The organism is Vibrio sp. 1874 (assembly GCF_033344395.1).
GTDB classification, from domain to species: Bacteria; Pseudomonadota; Gammaproteobacteria; order Enterobacterales; family Vibrionaceae; genus Vibrio; species Vibrio alginolyticus.
This window is the reverse complement of record NZ_JAWPOR010000010.1, coordinates 108,919-125,051: the sequence shown is the minus strand read 5'-3', so window position 1 is coordinate 125,051 and position 16,133 is coordinate 108,919. Positions and strand designations below refer to the sequence as shown.

Annotated in this window: 13 protein-coding genes; 5 read left to right on the top strand and 8 right to left on the bottom strand. The window is 46.0% G+C overall.

The genetic code is table 11. From position 1 onward, the window contains the following. Positions 1-83: 83 nt before the first annotated feature. From R8N46_RS17375 to R8N46_RS17345, 7 genes are all read right to left on the bottom strand, one after another. A complete protein-coding gene (locus R8N46_RS17375; RefSeq protein WP_085569999.1) occupies positions 84-1,961 on the bottom strand; it encodes a propionyl-CoA synthetase in 1,878 nt (625 codons plus the stop codon). A gap of 77 nt (positions 1,962-2,038) precedes the next feature. After that, entirely contained in the window at positions 2,039-3,235 is a 1,197-nt protein-coding gene (gene prpF / locus R8N46_RS17370) for a 2-methylaconitate cis-trans isomerase PrpF (protein ID WP_005377286.1), read from the bottom strand. A 9-nt stretch (positions 3,236-3,244) separates the two neighbouring features. Continuing rightward, on the bottom strand, positions 3,245-5,836 hold the full coding sequence (acnD, locus tag R8N46_RS17365; RefSeq protein WP_161445865.1) for a Fe/S-dependent 2-methylisocitrate dehydratase AcnD: 2,592 nt from the start codon (positions 5,834-5,836) through the stop codon (positions 3,245-3,247). 156 nt (positions 5,837-5,992) lie between these two features. Further along, positions 5,993-7,135, bottom strand: a complete 1,143-nt coding sequence (prpC, locus tag R8N46_RS17360) for a 2-methylcitrate synthase (RefSeq protein WP_005377283.1) — start codon at positions 7,133-7,135, stop codon at positions 5,993-5,995. A 132-nt stretch (positions 7,136-7,267) separates the two neighbouring features. Then, positions 7,268-8,164, bottom strand: a complete 897-nt coding sequence (prpB, locus tag R8N46_RS17355; RefSeq protein ID WP_005388185.1) for a methylisocitrate lyase — start codon at positions 8,162-8,164, stop codon at positions 7,268-7,270. A gap of 12 nt (positions 8,165-8,176) precedes the next feature. After that, on the bottom strand, positions 8,177-8,890 hold the full coding sequence (locus R8N46_RS17350; RefSeq protein ID WP_005377279.1) for a GntR family transcriptional regulator: 714 nt from the start codon (positions 8,888-8,890) through the stop codon (positions 8,177-8,179). 264 nt (positions 8,891-9,154) lie between these two features. Continuing rightward, the gene (locus R8N46_RS17345) at positions 9,155-9,553 is read right to left on the bottom strand and encodes a GFA family protein (protein WP_005377278.1); all 399 of its coding nucleotides are present in this window, start codon (positions 9,551-9,553) and stop codon (positions 9,155-9,157) included. A 266-nt stretch (positions 9,554-9,819) separates the two neighbouring features. Here R8N46_RS17345 and R8N46_RS17340 point away from each other — a divergent pair, with 266 nt between their 5' ends. The 5 genes from R8N46_RS17340 (at position 9,820) to R8N46_RS17320 (ending at position 14,717) form a co-directional block, all read left to right on the top strand. Beyond that, positions 9,820-10,791: a tripartite tricarboxylate transporter substrate binding protein gene (locus tag R8N46_RS17340; RefSeq protein WP_005388181.1), complete on the top strand. Its 972-nt coding sequence runs from the start codon at positions 9,820-9,822 to the stop codon at positions 10,789-10,791. A gap of 238 nt (positions 10,792-11,029) precedes the next feature. Further along, complete coding sequence (locus tag R8N46_RS17335; RefSeq protein ID WP_065274568.1) at positions 11,030-11,524, top strand: tripartite tricarboxylate transporter TctB family protein; 495 nt, start codon at positions 11,030-11,032, stop codon at positions 11,522-11,524. Positions 11,525-11,543: 19 nt separating this feature from the next. After that, positions 11,544-13,070, top strand: a complete 1,527-nt coding sequence (locus R8N46_RS17330; RefSeq protein ID WP_005388177.1) for a tripartite tricarboxylate transporter permease — start codon at positions 11,544-11,546, stop codon at positions 13,068-13,070. A gap of 279 nt (positions 13,071-13,349) precedes the next feature. Next, positions 13,350-13,865: an adenylate kinase gene (locus R8N46_RS17325; protein ID WP_318098485.1), complete on the top strand. Its 516-nt coding sequence runs from the start codon at positions 13,350-13,352 to the stop codon at positions 13,863-13,865. 81 nt (positions 13,866-13,946) lie between these two features. Next, positions 13,947-14,717, top strand: coding sequence for a sulfite exporter TauE/SafE family protein (locus R8N46_RS17320; RefSeq protein ID WP_053350349.1), 771 nt, complete (start codon positions 13,947-13,949; stop codon positions 14,715-14,717). 292 nt (positions 14,718-15,009) lie between these two features. Here the strand turns inward: R8N46_RS17320 and R8N46_RS17315 are convergent, their stop codons facing one another. Next, entirely contained in the window at positions 15,010-15,981 is a 972-nt protein-coding gene (locus tag R8N46_RS17315; protein ID WP_005388171.1) for a TAXI family TRAP transporter solute-binding subunit, read from the bottom strand. Between the last annotated feature and the right edge of the window lie 152 nt (positions 15,982-16,133).

Below are 16,133 nucleotides of genomic sequence, written 5' to 3'. Positions count from 1 at the left end.
GGCCCCTGCACTTAATAAACGTACAGAGGCAGAACCAACCAACAGAGTTCGAGGATCAGGGGTTAGTTAGAATTGAGTTTTTCTCAGCGTCGTAGCACTCGCTCAATTTCGTTCAAGCTACTTGGGTCATCAATCGTTGACGGAACGGTGTATTTTTCACCATCAGCTATTTGACGTATAGTTCGACGCAAAATTTTACCTGAACGTGTTTTCGGTAAACGGTCTACAACCAACGCATGCTTGAAGCAAGCAACTGCACCTATCTCACTACGCACTTTGCCAACAAGCTCACCTTCAAGGTCTAGCTCATCCACTTTGACGCCGTCTTTCAGTACAACAAAACCAAGTGGAAGCTGACCTTTTAGATCATCGTGGATACCAACCACCGCACATTCTGCAATCGCTGGGTGGCCTCCTACTATTTCTTCCATTTCACCTGTCGACAATCGATGTCCCGCGACATTAATCACGTCATCAATACGTCCCATAATAAACAGGTAACCGTCTTCATCCAGATAGCCACCATCACCTGACACGTAGTAGCCTGGGAACTGGCTAAGATAACCAGTTTCAAAACGGTCATGATTACGCCAAACCGTTGGCAGACAACTTGGTGGTAGCGGACGTTTTAATGCGACAAAGCCTTGTTGGTTAGGCCCGACAGCCTCTCCAAGTTCATTCAGAATTTCGACCTGATAACCCGGAATGGGCTTCGTCGAAGAACCAGCTTTAACTGGCATCATTTCGACACCTGTCGGGTTGCCAGCGATGGCCCAGCCCGTCTCGGTTTGCCACCAGTGGTCAATAACGGGCTTGTCCGCTTTGCTCTGAACCCACTCCAGTGTCGGAGGGTCAAGGCGTTCTCCCGCCATAAAGATGGTTTTCAGATTCGACAAGTCGTACTGTTTTAAGTGCTCGCCTTCCGGGTCCTCTTTCTTAATCGCACGAAACGCCGTTGGTGCAGAGAACAACGCATCTACTTTATATTCATCACACACTCGCCAAAATGCGCCAGGATCCGGTGTTCGAACAGGCTTGCCTTCGAATAGGATAGTAGTGCAACCGTGAATCAGTGGAGCGTAAACAATGTAAGAGTGCCCTACTACCCAGCCCACATCAGATGCCGCCCAAAAGACGCCATCTTGAGGAATGTTATAGATTGCGCTCATGGAGTACTTCATCGCGACAGCATGGCCACCGTTATCACGCACAACGCCTTTCGGCTTACCTGTCGTACCCGATGTATAAAGTATGTAGAGCGGATCGGTTGCTAACACCGGAACACAACCATGTGGCAGCGCTTGGTTGTACTCTCGCTGCCAATCTAAGTCTCTATCTTGGTTTAGCTCAGCGTCGCACTCTGGACGTTGGAAAACAAACACTTTCTCAGGCTTCCAACGGCTGTCCATAATGGCTTTGTCTACCATTGGTTTGTATGGAATGACTTTGTTGATCTCAATCCCGCACGACGCCGTCATGATCACTTTCGGCTCTGCATCTTCAATTCGTACAGCAAGCTCATTAGGAGCAAAACCGCCGAATACTACGGAATGAATCGCCCCCAAACGCGCGCAGGCAAGCATCGCCATTGCGGCTTCTGGGATCATCGGCATGTAAATAACGACTCGGTCTCCTTTTTCAACACCTTGAGCAGACAGCATGCCAGCAATTTTTGCTACTTGGTCACGTAGGTCGCTATAGGTGTACGTGGCTTTACGACCTGTCACTGGCGAGTCATAAATGAGTGCAGTATTATCACCGCGTCCTTGCTCGCAATGGTAATCTAATGCTAACCAGCACGTATTCATTACACCATCTGGAAACCAACGTTCTATGCCGTTTTCATCAGATTTCAAGATAGTTTTAGGAGATTCGAACCAATCGATATTCTCCGCTTGAGCGCGCCAAAAACTCTCCGGTTCATTCTTCGCCCATAAGTATTCTTTTTCGTATGAAGACATATTGCTTCCTCCAGTATGTCCTGACATTGCTCTCGTTCTACTCAAAGATCGCTCTTTTAATCCAAAGATCGTCTCTTTTAATCGAAGACATAGAAGGGTACACGCACAAATCCCTCCATCAGTATTCTCGCACTTCGGCTCATAATGGCTTTTTGCACCACCCAGCCCTGCTCAGTTTGCTTCGCTTGTGCCCCAACTTTTAACGTTCCTGACGGGTGACCAAAAGTCACGGACTCTTTTTCACCGCCACCAGCGGCTAAATTCACTAACGTTCCGGGCACACACGCAGCAGAAGCGATAGCAACGGCTGCTGTTCCCATCATTGCATGGTGAAGTTTGCCCATCGACAGCGCGCGAACGAGCACATCAATATCCGACTCATTAACGGCTTTACCACTTGAAGACAGGTAACTTTTCGGTTTAGAAACAAACGCTATTTTCGGCGTATGTTGGCGTGTTTGAGCTTCTTCTAAATCAGAAATCAGGCCCATTTTTAACGCGCCATATGCACGGATGGATTCGAACATTGCTAATGCTGTGTCATCGTTGTTGATATCGTCTTGCAGCTCGGTGCCCTGATATCCTATCGATTCAGCATCAATAAAAATGGTTGGTATGCCCGCGTTAATAAAGGTCGCGTTGAACGTACCCACATCCGGCACCACTAAATCATCAACTAAGTTGCCCGTTGGGAACATACTTCCTTCGCCATCGGAAGGATCAACAAAATCCACTTGAATCTCTGCCGCTGGAAACGTGACACCATCGAGTTCAAACTCTCCGGTTTCTTGGACGAAACCATTGACGATTGGCACGTGAATCAAAATCGTTTTGCTTATGTTCACTTGCCAAACACGCACCGTCACAATGCCATTTTCTGGAATACGGTCTTGTGGGATCAGACCAGCATGAATGGCGAAAGGACCGACAGCGGCAGACAAGTTGCCGCAGTTACCGCTCCAATCGACGAATGGTTTGTCGATCGACACTTGACCAAATAAGTAGTCAACATCGTGATCGGCTCTGCTGCTGCGCGAAACAATCACTGTTTTACTGGTGCTTGACGTCGCGCCCCCCATACCATCAATTTGCTTCGCGTACGGATCAGGGCTGCCAATAACGCGTAGCAACAGTTTGTCACGTGCGGCTCCAGCCACTTGCGCTTCTTGAGGCAAATCCTCTAGGTTGAAAAAGACACCTTTACTCGTGCCGCCACGCATGTACGTCGCGGGCACTTTTATTTGGCTTGTTTGATTCGGAGTATTATTTGACATACGCACTCCTTATTGTGCCAAGAAATCTTGCGCGAAACGCTGCAGAACACCGCCTGCGTTGTACACGTGAACTTCGTCAGCGGTATCTAAGCGACAAGTAACCGGAACATCGACTTTATCGCCGTTGCTGCGTGTGATAACCAGCGCTAAATCAGCGCCCGGCTTGATTTCTCCAACCACGTCGTAAAGTTCCGTACCATCCAGCTCTAGCGTATTGCGGTTAACGCCTGGCTTAAATTGCAGTGGTAGTACGCCCATGCCAACCAAGTTAGTACGGTGAATACGCTCAAAGCCTTCAGCAACAATGGCTTCTACGCCTGCCAGTCGAACGCCTTTTGCTGCCCAGTCACGGGATGACCCCTGACCGTAATCCGCGCCAGCCACCACGATCAATGGTTGTTTACGATTCATGTAGGTTTCAATCGCTTCCCACATACGAACCACCTGCCCTTCTGGCTCTACACGCGCCAGAGATCCCTGCACGACTTCGCCGTTTTCCTTCACCATTTCATTGAACAACTTTGGGTTAGCGAAGGTCGCGCGTTGCGCCGTTAAGTGGTCACCACGGTGAGTCGCGTAAGAGTTGAAATCTTCTTCTGGCACACCCATTTTCGCTAAGTATTCACCTGCTGCGCTGCTTGCGAGAATCGCGTTGGATGGTGATAAGTGATCAGTGGTGATGTTGTCGCCCAGAATCGCCAATGGACGCATACCAGACAATGTTCTTTCTCCCGCTAGCGCACCTTCCCAGTACGGTGGTCGGCGGATATAGGTACTCATCGGACGCCAGTCGTACAGCGGGTTGGGATTTTGCTCTTGATCATTCAGCTTAAACATCTGAATGTAAACTTGCTTAAACTGCTCAGGTTTAACATGAGTACCGACAACTGCATCGATCTCTTCATCGCTTGGCCACAAATCATTTAAGTAAATTGGTTTGCCATGTTGGTCAGTGCCCAGTGCATCGCGCTCGATATCAAAACGAATGGTACCGGCCAGCGCATAAGCGACAACCAATGGTGGTGAAGCCAAGAAAGCTTGTTTGGCGTACGGATGGATTCGACCATCAAAGTTACGGTTACCAGAAAGCACCGCTGTCGCATATAAATCACGGTCGATGATCTCTTGTTGGATTTTTGGATCCAGCGCACCACTCATACCGTTACAAGTTGTACATGCGTAACCAACAATGCCAAAGCCAAGCTTCTCTAGCTCTGGTAATAAGCCCGCTTCTTCCAGATACAAGCGTGCAACTTTAGAACCCGGAGCAAAAGACGATTTCACCCAAGGTTTACGTACAAGACCAAGTTCGTTGGCTTTCTTCGCCACAAGGCCAGCAGCAACCACGTTTCTTGGGTTACTGGTATTCGTACATGAGGTAATAGCAGCGATGATCACTGCACCATCTGGCAACTCGCCTTCTTTCTCTTCCCACGCTCCAGAAATGCCGCGCTGTGCCAACTCAGAAGTTGGTAAACGACGATGAGGGTTTGACGGACCAGCCAAGTTACGGCTAACTGATGATAAATCGAACTCAAGTACGCGCTCGTAAACGGCGCTATCAAGATCGTCTGCCCAAAGACCGGTTTGTTTTGCGTAATTTTCTACTAGAGCAACTTGTTCTTCATCTCGACCAGTTAGTTTCAAGTAATTGATGGTCTGCTCATCAATATAAAACATGCCAGCTGTTGCGCCGTATTCTGGTGTCATGTTTGAAATCGTTGCGCGGTCTCCGATCGTTAGATCACGTGCGCCTTCTCCGAAGAATTCAAGATATGAAGATACCACACGCTCATTACGCAGAAACTCAGTAATCGCGAGGACAATATCCGTTGCGGTAATGCCCGGTTGACGTTTACCCGTCAGTTTGACACCGACAATATCTGGTAGACGCATCATTGATGGTCGGCCAAGCATGACGGTTTCTGCTTCCAGACCACCGACACCTATCGCAATAACACCAAGAGCGTCTACGTGAGGTGTGTGACTGTCCGTACCCACACAGGTGTCTGGGTAGGCAATGCCCTGCTTTGCTTGTACCACAGGAGACATTTTTTCCAAGTTGATTTGGTGCATGATGCCATTCCCAGCTGGAATCACGCTGACGTTTTCAAACGCTGTTTTGCACCACTCGATAAAGTGGAATCGGTCTTCATTACGGCGCTCTTCAATCGCGCGGTTTTTGTCGAAGGCATCAGGATCAAAGCCCGCATGTTCAACCGCTAAAGAGTGGTCAACGATCAATTGTGTCTCAACCACTGGGTTCACTTTTGCAGGATCGCCGCCCTGATCTGAAATGGCATCGCGCAGACCCGCTAAATCGACTAGAGCGGTCTGACCAAGAATGTCATGACAAACAACGCGTGCTGGATACCAAGGAAAATCAAGATCGCGTTTGCGTTCAATTAACTGTTTCAGGCTATCTGTCAATGTGTTCGGGTCACAGCGGCGGACCAGTTGCTCAGCTAGCACGCGAGAGGTATAAGGGAGTGTTTCATAGGCTCCAGGAGAAATGGCATTGACGGCTTCGCGTGCATCAAAATAATCCAGTTGAGTTCCCGGAAGCGGCTTACGATATTGAGTATTAATATTTGTGTTCATGGTTTGCTTCCATTCAGTCTTTACATCTTGCCTTCATCAAGGTTTTCCATTGCTCCAGAAACACAGTGATGAGAGGATCTCCTTCCTCTGTTAGAGAGAATGACAAAGGAAGGAGGTGGTCAACCAAAGCATATAATGCCCTCGTTGACCTTCGCGCTAGCGATTTTCGATAGGCACCCATTCTTGATGATCTGGGCCCGTATAATCGGCACTTGGGCGAATAATACGGTTATTGGCACGCTGTTCATAAACGTGTGCAGCCCAGCCCGTTAAACGACTCATCACAAAGATTGGGGTAAATAGTTTGGTTGGAATGTCCATGAAGTGGTAAGCCGATGCATGGAAGAAGTCCGCATTACAGAACAGACCTTTCTCTCGTTTCATCACTGATTCAACACGCTCAGAAACCGCATATAGATGTGTATCACCAACTTGTTTCGATAGCTCTTTGGACCAGCGTTTTATTAAGGCGTTGCGAGGGTCACTTTCACGATAAATCGCATGACCAAATCCCATGATCTTGTCTTTATTGGCTAGCATTTTCATGATGTTCGCTTCCGCCTCGTCGGGCGTTTGCCAATCTTCAATCATTTCCATCGCCGCTTCGTTCGCACCACCGTGAAGTGGCCCACGAAGCGTACCGATTGCTGCCGTGATACAAGAATGGATGTCTGACAACGTTGATGCACAAACGCGTGCTGCGAATGTAGAAGCATTAAACTCATGTTCAGCATAAAGAATGAGCGAGCAATGCATCACTTGTTTGTGCAGCGCAGATGGCGCTTTGTCTGTAAGTAATCGTAAGAAGTAACCACCGATGCAATCTTCAGTCTGATCCTCGGTGTTGATACGCACGCCATCATGACTAAAGCGGTACCAGTAACAGATGATGGCAGGGAACAAGGCTAGCATACGTTCGGTTGCTTTCAGTTGCTCCTCGAAGCTCATTTCTTGCTCTAGGTTACCCAATACAGAACAACCCGTGCGCATTACGTCCATTGGGTGTGCGCTTGCAGGAATTAACTCTAAAGCTTGTTTTAGCTCGGCTGGCAAACCTCTAAGGCTGAGTAGGTGTGTCTTGTATGCATCGAGTTCTTGTTGATTCGGCAAGTGACCGCGTAACAGAAGGTGAGCCACTTCTTCAAACTGTGCGTTGTTCGCAAGATCAGTAATATCGTATCCACGATAAGTTAAACCAGTTCCCGTTTTTCCGACAGTACATAAAGCTGTGCTTCCTGCGCTTTGACCACGAAGGCCTGCGCCACCTAATTCTGCTTTCTTTTCTGCAGTTTGAGACATTGTTTGAACTCCTTTTCTGTCTGACTTTTCCCTCTCTGGGGTGTTTTTAGCCAAACGAATTTCACGTTATTAGATGAGATAAATTCCGATTATCTTTTTCTTGGGCTTCCGTTTATTTTTGCTTTTCCCCCGCTATTTCCCTTCAGAGAATAACTGGTCAAGTTTGTCTTCGTAGTCGTGGTAATTCAGGTGCTGATACAACTCTTTACGTGTTTGCATCGAATCAACCAGTGCTTCCTGATTACCCACTTCTAGCAAATGTTTGTAGACCGTTTCAGCAGCTTTGTTCATGGCACGGAACGCACTTAATGGATAAAGCACCATGTCCACTTTTGCTTTCGCTAGCTCATCGCAGCCATACAGCGGTGTCGCGCCAAATTCTGTAATATTCGCCAGAATAGGAACGTGCTTTCCGGTCGCTTGCTCAAGCGCATTTGAAAACTGAAGGTACTGGTCCAGCTTGTTCATCGCTTCTGGGAAGATCATGTCTGCGCCAGCTTCCACACACGCAATCGCGCGCTCGATTGCGCTGTCCATGCCTTCAACAGCTAACGCGTCAGTACGAGCCATAATCACGAAACTTTCATCATTGCGTGCATCAACCGCGGCTTTTACACGATCAACCATCTCTTGCTGGCTGACTATTGCTTTGTTCGGACGATGACCACAACGTTTCTGTGCGACTTGGTCTTCCATGTGCACCGCTGCCGCGCCCGCTTTTTCCATCGCTTTGATCGTGCGAGCAATGTTAAATGCACCGCCAAAGCCCGTGTCGATATCAACCAAAAGAGGCAAATCACATGCGTTAGTAATACGGTCAACATCAACCAAAACGTCGTTTAATGTTGTGATACCGAGATCCGGCAATCCGTATGACGCATTTGCGATACCACCACCAGACAAGTAGATCGCTTGGTGACCCAAGTTTTTTGCCATCATGGCGCAATACGGGTTTATAGTGCCGACAATTTGTAGTGGATTATTTTGTTCAATGGCGAGTCTGAATTTCGCTCCCGGTGTTAAGCTCATGACGAATTCCTTCTAGTCTTTGTCTAAACTTTCTGTATGTATAATTTGAGATTGGATGAGCTTTCGACTTCCTGATATGTGTCTTCTCATCAACATTTCTGCAAGCTCTTCATCGCGATTGCGAATGGCTTCCAAAATGAATTTGTGTTCGGTGAGCGCCTCATTCGGGCGAGATTGTGCACGTGGCGACTGGTAACGATACATCCGTAATAAGTGATAGAGTTCATCACACAGCAGAGATATTAACTTACTGTTTCTGCTCGCTTGGATGATGCGATAGTGAAAATCAAAGTCACCATGTTGATGGAAGTAAGACGCGCCTTCCATTTGGTCTATATGCTTGGAATGTGTCGACAATAGCATTTCCAAGCTTAAGAGCTCTTCTTGCGTAATGTGTCGCGCAGCTAACCTTGCCGCCATGCCTTCCAATGCTTCTCGAACGGCATAAAGTTCTATCAGCTTTTCCGGAGAAAAAGTGGTCACTCTAGCCCCAACATGAGGAATTCGCTCGATGAGCCCTAGCCCCTCTAAGCGCATCAATGCTTCACGCAAAGGCCCACGACTGACTTGATATTTCTTTGCTAGCTCTGGCTCTGATATCTTATGGCCAGGCTTCACGTCGCCATTAACAATGACTTCAATCAGTGTTTCGGTCAGCGTTTCGGATTTGGTGTGTTCTTTCTCAGAACCCAGCACTTTATAACGAGCTTTCAACTCAGAGTTCATATTCAGATACTCTTGTTACCGACATCGAAATGTCTACAATTTCTTAACCTGAATATAAAGTAGTCGATCAAAGTGTCGACAATCAAGTAAATTGTCGACAATTTAGACTAAGGTCGTAATTTAAATGGGCCAAAAATGCCTATTAAGTGCCGTTTTTAGCAGAAATCAAGAATGGGGAATTCATATTGTCGACAACTTATAAACCTTTAAGCTTATGATCTAAAAACTAAAAGCTCAGCTGTCGAACAATAATCGGATAAAAAACTATTCTTTAGGTACAAATTGATCAAAGACTTGTTGCGAAGTCATCTTTTGTGAAGCGGAATTGAGGTCATAATAAGCAGGCTTTTCATCGGTAAAAATCTCTAAAGTGAGTTTGAAATCTGGGTTATCGAACAAACCAGCGGAAAGAATGTACTCACCTGTCGGCAACAAATGATAGAAAAGGTTTGTGCCGCATTCGCCACAAAAACCTCTCACCGCCCAGTCAGACGATTGATAACGCTTTGGCTCGGCCCCCTTAAACGTTACGTTAGGACCACAATGCACCGCATGGAGTGCGCCACTCGACCATTTTCGACACATAGAGCAATGGCACAGGCTAACCTCATTTTTAACCTCAGCGATGACTTCAATTGCGCCGCACAAACACGTCCCTTTCATTCTCTTTTCCTCGTTCATTTTCCGTCATTTTATTATGGCCTACCAAAGCGTAAAGCCGCGTGACCTAACACCAACTTCTCGCCGTGAACTTTATGAACAAAATAACCGAAATGCTCAATATTCTCTTTATATCTCTTTTACAGACAGATATTTAACACTTAATTAACCTTTACACCAAGTTCAGCTTTAACGCTTACAAGGCATGACAACTGAGCAAAAACAATAAGGCTCAACTAAATAGAGTCGCTAACATAAGGAACGTGAACATGTTAAAGGTACTCAAACCAACGCTCGCCGCTTCAATCATCGCAGCTTCATTTTCATTCAACGCTCTTGCTGCAGATATTGAAAAAATGCACTTTCTTATCCCTGGAGGTGCCGGTGGCGGTTGGGACATGACCGCCCGAGGTACTGGTGATGTATTAATAAAATCAGACATCGTCGAAACCGTATCATTTCAAAACCTATCTGGTGGTGGCGGTGGCAAAGCAATCGCACATTTGATTGAAACGGCTGATCGTCAAGAAGATACACTCATGGTGAACTCAACACCGATCGTCGTTCGCTCGCTCAGTGGGATCTTCCCACAATCTTTCCGCGACTTGACTCCTGTTGCCGCAACGGTTGCCGATTATGGCGCCATTGTTACATCAGCCGATTCTCCTTATAGCTCTTGGGAAGATGTCGTTAAAGCTTTTAAAGAAAACCCACGTAAGGTGAAGGTTGCTGGTGGCTCTGCTCGTGGTTCTATGGATCATTTGGTTATAGCAGCGGCTTTCAAAGGTGAAGGTTTTGATGCGCGTAAAGTTCGTTACATTGCCTATGATGCAGGTGGAAAAGCCATGGCAGCCCTACTTTCAGGCGAAACACAACTGCTCTCTACAGGGCTAGGTGAAGTACTCGAAATGTCTAAGTCTGGGCAAGTGAAAGTGTTAGCGATTACAGCACCAAAACGTTTAGAAGCTGCGCCTAACATTCCAACTCTCACCGAATATGGTAATGAAACTGTCTTTGCTAACTGGCGTGGATTCTTTGCAGCACCAGGCACAAGCCAAGAAAAGCTAGATGAATGGAATGCCGCATTTACTAAAATGTATAACACCGACGAATGGCAAGTCGTTCGAGACCGCAATGGTTGGATCGACAACTATAAAGCGGATAAAGCATTCTTCGCGTTTCTTGAAGATCAAGAGCAACAGATGGGTGACTTAATGCGCGAGTTAGGCTTCCTGAAGTAACAGTCGAATTGGGGTCCCTCAGATACCAACCTCAATGAATAACGTAGGTTGGTATTTCCCCATTGTATTTGCACTCTAAGTTTCACCGCATCTGGACATTGTCGACAATCGGCATGCACACTCCTTTGTTTATATACCCAAAGCGGCTCGACTAGCAGCGAAATGCTTAATTGTTAATGGTTTAGTTTATTCATTGACGTCCATATGCGGTCTTTTTTACTTTTGTTAGGAGTTGAATATGCCTCGTTCAACCAACTTTTTCACCAAAGAGTATTTGCTCTGTCGTGACCGCGTCGGCGCAATGATCTTTCTACTCTTCTGTCTTTGCTACGGTTATCAAACCTCGCAGATTCCATTGTTTCCAGGTGATGAGTATGAACCATTCACCGCACGTACTCTGCCAACCATCCTGACTTACGTTGGTGTCGGCCTTTCTTTGCTATTGCTGGTGACAGGACAACCAGATAAACAAAGTGGCGCAGTGCTGACCTTCAATTGGAAGTTACTGATTGCCTTTTTAGTTTTAATGGCACTCTACGGCGTGGGCCTGACGTACTTAGGTTTTGTGATAGCTACTGGCTTCTTTTTATTGGCTGGCTTTTATCTGCTCGGGGAAAGACGTAAACCCGTTCTGTTTGGCGCGTCGTTTCCATTCGTGATCGCGTTCTACTTATTACTCACTCAAGGTTTGGACATCTATCTCGAACCGGGTTTGATTTTCACCATCTGGTAGTCAAAGAAAGGACTGAATTATGTTAGATGGAATTCTACAAGGTTTATCCACCGCAGTAATGCCAATGAACATTATGATGGTGATCGTTGGTTGCTTCGTCGGTACATTTATCGGCATGTTACCTGGACTTGGGCCGATCTCAGCCATTGCTTTGATGATCCCAATTACTTATGGCCTAGAGCCCTCCTCTGGCCTTATTTTAATGGCGGGTGTTTATTACGGTGCGGTATTTGGTGGTTCTACATCGTCGATTTTAATTAACGCGCCGGGTTGTTCTTCAACCGTGGTCACAGCATTCGACGGCTACCCAATGGCTCAAAAAGGCCAGGCAGGTAAAGCATTAGCTTTGGCAGCTTATTCGTCTTTCACTGGCGGTACGCTATCTGCCATTATGTTGCTTGTTGCCGCACCAGCATTGGCTAGCGTCTCCCTTAGCTTCCAATCGTCGGACTATTTTGCGTTGATGCTACTTGGGTTATCAGCAGTCGCGGCTTTTGCGGGGAAAGGTCAGGTAATCAAAGCGTGGATGATGACCATTCTTGGTTTGATGCTATCTACAGTTGGAATCGATAAAGGCGTAGGCGTTGAACGCTTTACCTTCGGTTTAACGGATTTAATGGATGGCTTTAGCTTCTTGTTGCTTGCAATGGCGACATTCGCACTGGGTGAGACACTGATGGGCATCCTTAAACCATCAAAAGACACCAGCGATGAAGAACAAGAAAAGCTGAGCAACATTGGCTCAATGAAAGTGACCAAGGAAGAAATCAAAGATGTTGCGCCTGTTTCAATTCGCTCTTCAATATTAGGTTTCTTCACTGGCGTTCTTCCTGGCGCAGGGGCAACCATTGCTGCTTTTTTAAGCTATGGTATGGAGCGCAACCTCGCACCTAAAGAGAAAAAGGATGAGTTCGGTAAAGGCAGTATACGTGGTTTGGTTGCGCCAGAGTCTGCGAACAATGCAGCATCTAGTGGTTCATTTGTACCGCTATTAACGCTTGGTATTCCGGGCTCTGGTACAACAGCAATAATGCTCGGTGCGCTGATCGCTTATGGTATTCAACCTGGCCCTCGCCTATTTGTTGAACACCCAGATGTGTTCTGGTCAGTGATCATTTCCATGTACTTCGGCAACATCGTACTTGTAATCCTGAACTTACCGTTGATTCCGTACATTTCAAAGCTTTTGGCGGTTCCAAGAACGGTGCTTCTACCGATGATTTTATTCTTCTCAATCACCGGCGTTTATTTGGTCTCTTTTAATACTATGGATGTGTTCGTGATGCTGATTGTGGCTATGGCTGCCATTGCACTTCGGCTCGCTAACTTCCCACTCGCACCTTTATTGCTGGGCTTCATCCTTGGAGGATTAATGGAAGAGAACTTACGCCGCGCATTAATGATTTCAGATGGAGAACTGAGTTTCCTATGGGAGCGTCCTATTACCCTTACCTTTACTGTTTTAGCTGTATTGGTATTGGCAAGTCCACTAATCGTAAAGCTGATTCAAAAGTTTAAAGCACAGCCAGTCAGCGTTGAGCAGTAATCGCTGTCTCTTTCAACCTAGATAAAGCCATCCATCGTGATGGCTTTATCTTCCGCCCTCCAAATCGTTCGCTTATTGTGCAGATGGTATTGACAAATCACTGTCGTTATATGAAGGTGATTGTATGAACACACACTTAGCGCAACTTAACCAACGAATTATCATCATTCCATAGGAATGGTGGGATTTTTTGATGCGCTCAGTATTTATCGAACCCACCCATAACGGTGGGTTTTCTGTCTCTACCGTATGGGAAAAGCTCTCTTGGAGGCGGTCACAATGCAAAAAATAGCAGTTTTTGGTAAACCCGGCAGTGGAAAATCGACGGTAAGTAAAGCAATCGCGTCTGCTACCGGTCTTCCTCTTCATCAATTAGATTCAATAGTCTATAAACCAAACGGTGATCCCGTTGAGCGTAACGTTTTTGATGAAGCCCATAGCAATATACTAAGCTCAGATCGTTGGATTATAGATGGCCTTGGACCGATCAGCTCTTGTAACGCTCGTTTAGATGCAGCCGATACTCTCATTTATATTGATCTACCATACTCAGTAAGCTATTGGTTTGTGACGAAACGTCTCCTTAAAGGACTTTTCATTAAACCTGAAGGTTGGCCTGATGGTAGTTCGGTACTGAAAGGAACGTTACAAAGCTACAAAGTTCTTCAGCAATGCCCTGCATTCTGGAATGATGACTTTATGTCTCGCCTCGAAGGGTACTCTCAAAGTAAAACCGTTCATGTCATCAAAAACGTTACAGAACTGAACAATTTTGTTTTAGAGCGGGTAAAGTAAACCTCATATCAGAACATTAGAGCATGTGGGTTAGAGCATCTGAAGCTCTAACAATGAAAAAGAACATAACAAGGATTGTTTATGCTTTTAGAACTCGCACTTTTATTCGTTGCTGGCGTAATTGGTGGGATCATTAACTCCATAGCAGGAGGCGGAAGCTTTATTACTTTTCCGGCTCTATTGGCAGTTGGTGTTCCTCCTATTATGGCTAACGCAACAAACACGTATGCTTCATGTGCGGGTTACATTAGCGGAGCCGTCGGGTTCAGAGAAGAGATCATGAAGAACAAGCATGAACTGCTGTTCACAGTCTCATTCAGTTTAGTCGGCGGCGCTGTCGGAGCATATCTGTTGCTCAACACGCCAGAATCGCTATTTATGGAAGCTATCCCTTGGTTACTCTTATTTGCCACCGTGCTTTTTCTCACCGGTTCTCGTTTAACAATGCTAATCAAAACTGTCGCGAAAGAGCACAAACATGCTGGCATACTCGGAGCAATCGCGTTGGGTTTACTACTTGTTGGTGTCTCTGCTTACGGTGGTTTTTTCAACGCAGGTTTAGGGGTTATTGTTCTGAGTTATCTGGTAGTAGCTGGTCACCAAGACATTAATTTAATGAACGGTTTGAAATTGCTCGTATCTACGTGTGTTTCACTCATTGCTATCGTGATTTTTGTTGCCAATGGCTCCATTGATTGGCACACAGGTAGTGTTGTTTTGGTCGGTACGTTGGTAGGTGGGTATCTTGCAGCTCGTGTATCTCGTCAACTGAATCCCAATCATGTTAAAGGGTTTGTTGCTCTTTCTTCTATTCTCATCACTCTCTACTTTTTCATTGATGTTTATGTTTAAGCAAAACTTGTACAAGTGGATAACACTCCTAAAAAACGCTAGCGCGAAAGATTAATGCAGATAGCCTAACGATTTTTTGTGTCACTCCAGCGAGGTTAGTAATCTAATAGCACTACACTGAGCGGCTAATGAAACCATTTTGATCACAAAGTGCTCGGATGGAAGATCCTGTATCACGCTCCTTCGTCGCTGTACAGGATGACAAGAAATAGAAATATGCCACTCGCGGTTAAACGAGTGGCATTGATCGAGAAAGATGGCGTTTTACATCAATAATAAGAGAAAGTAACGCTTACTTAATCAGCCCTACTTCTTTGTAGTATTTGAGCGCACCTGGGTGAAGAGGCGCAGATAAACCGTCTTTTACCATTTCCTCTTTCTTCAAGTTTGCAAACGCTGGGTGGAGACGGCGGAAATCATCGAAGTTTTCAAATACCGCTTTAACCACGTTATAAACCACATCTTCTGGTACCGCAGTAGAAGAAACAAACGTCGCGCCCACACCAAAGGTTTGAACATCACTATCTGTGCCACGATACATACCACCTGGGACATTTGCGACACGATAGAAGCTGTTGTCTGCAACCAGTTTTTCTACATTAGGTCCAGCTACCGTTACGATATTACTATCACACGACGTAGTGGCTTCTTTAATCGCTCCACTTGGGTGACCAACGGTATAAATCATCGCATCAATTTTGTTATCACAAAGTGCTTTTGATTGCTCTGCTGCTTTTAACTCAGAGACAAGCTTAAAGTCGTCGTTACTCCAACCATACTGGTTCATTAGCACTTCCATAGTACCTCGCTGACCAGAACCAGGATTACCAATGTTGACGCGCTTACCTTTCAAGTCATCAAAAGTTTTGATGTTCGCGTCTTTACGTGCAACGACAGTAAACGGTTCTGGATGAACGGAGAATACGGCGCGCAGCTCTTTAAAAGGCCCGCTTTCTTCAAACTTACTGGTTCCTTTGTAAGCATGATACTGCCAGTCTGATTGCGCGATACCAAGGTCCAATTCACCAGCACGAATAGTGTTGATGTTATAAATCGACCCCCCAGTACTTTCTACCGAACAACGGATACCGTGATCTTCTCGCGATTTGTTAACCAAGCGACAAATAGCGCCACCAGTCGGATAATAAACCCCTGTTACGCCACCGGTACCAATCGTGACAAACGTTTCCTCCGCAGACGCAGAAAAGCCTGTTGTGAGTGCAGCCAAAGAAGCCGCAAGTGCGATTTGCTTAAACTTAAACATTGAACATCCCTTTTACTTGTGTTGATGACCGTTTAAGTATAGCAATCGTTAACAATTTGATAACGTTTAAGTTCTCATCCTTGGAGGTTGATTTATAGATATATACTTTTTTATCAACTTAACCTACTGATAAATAGCATTTAGACTTGAAT

What these genes read in the sequence shown, in the direction of transcription:
- R8N46_RS17375 (WP_085569999.1), bottom strand. Translation starts at nt 1,961, where the DNA reads ATGTCTTCATACGAAAAAGAATACTTATGGGCGAAGAATGAACCGGAG.
- prpF (WP_005377286.1), bottom strand. Translation starts at nt 3,235, where the DNA reads ATGTCAAATAATACTCCGAATCAAACAAGCCAAATAAAAGTGCCCGCG.
- acnD (WP_161445865.1), bottom strand. Translation starts at nt 5,836, where the DNA reads ATGAACACAAATATTAATACTCAATATCGTAAGCCGCTTCCGGGAACT.
- prpC (WP_005377283.1), bottom strand. Translation starts at nt 7,135, where the DNA reads ATGTCTCAAACTGCAGAAAAGAAAGCAGAATTAGGTGGCGCAGGCCTT.
- prpB (WP_005388185.1), bottom strand. Translation starts at nt 8,164, where the DNA reads ATGAGCTTAACACCGGGAGCGAAATTCAGACTCGCCATTGAACAAAAT.
- R8N46_RS17350 (WP_005377279.1), bottom strand. Translation starts at nt 8,890, where the DNA reads ATGAACTCTGAGTTGAAAGCTCGTTATAAAGTGCTGGGTTCTGAGAAA.
- R8N46_RS17345 (WP_005377278.1), bottom strand. Translation starts at nt 9,553, where the DNA reads ATGAAAGGGACGTGTTTGTGCGGCGCAATTGAAGTCATCGCTGAGGTT.
- R8N46_RS17340 (WP_005388181.1), top strand. Translation starts at nt 9,820, where the DNA reads ATGTTAAAGGTACTCAAACCAACGCTCGCCGCTTCAATCATCGCAGCT.
- R8N46_RS17335 (WP_065274568.1), top strand. Translation starts at nt 11,030, where the DNA reads ATGCCTCGTTCAACCAACTTTTTCACCAAAGAGTATTTGCTCTGTCGT.
- R8N46_RS17330 (WP_005388177.1), top strand. Translation starts at nt 11,544, where the DNA reads ATGTTAGATGGAATTCTACAAGGTTTATCCACCGCAGTAATGCCAATG.
- R8N46_RS17325 (WP_318098485.1), top strand. Translation starts at nt 13,350, where the DNA reads ATGCAAAAAATAGCAGTTTTTGGTAAACCCGGCAGTGGAAAATCGACG.
- R8N46_RS17320 (WP_053350349.1), top strand. Translation starts at nt 13,947, where the DNA reads ATGCTTTTAGAACTCGCACTTTTATTCGTTGCTGGCGTAATTGGTGGG.
- R8N46_RS17315 (WP_005388171.1), bottom strand. Translation starts at nt 15,981, where the DNA reads ATGTTTAAGTTTAAGCAAATCGCACTTGCGGCTTCTTTGGCTGCACTC.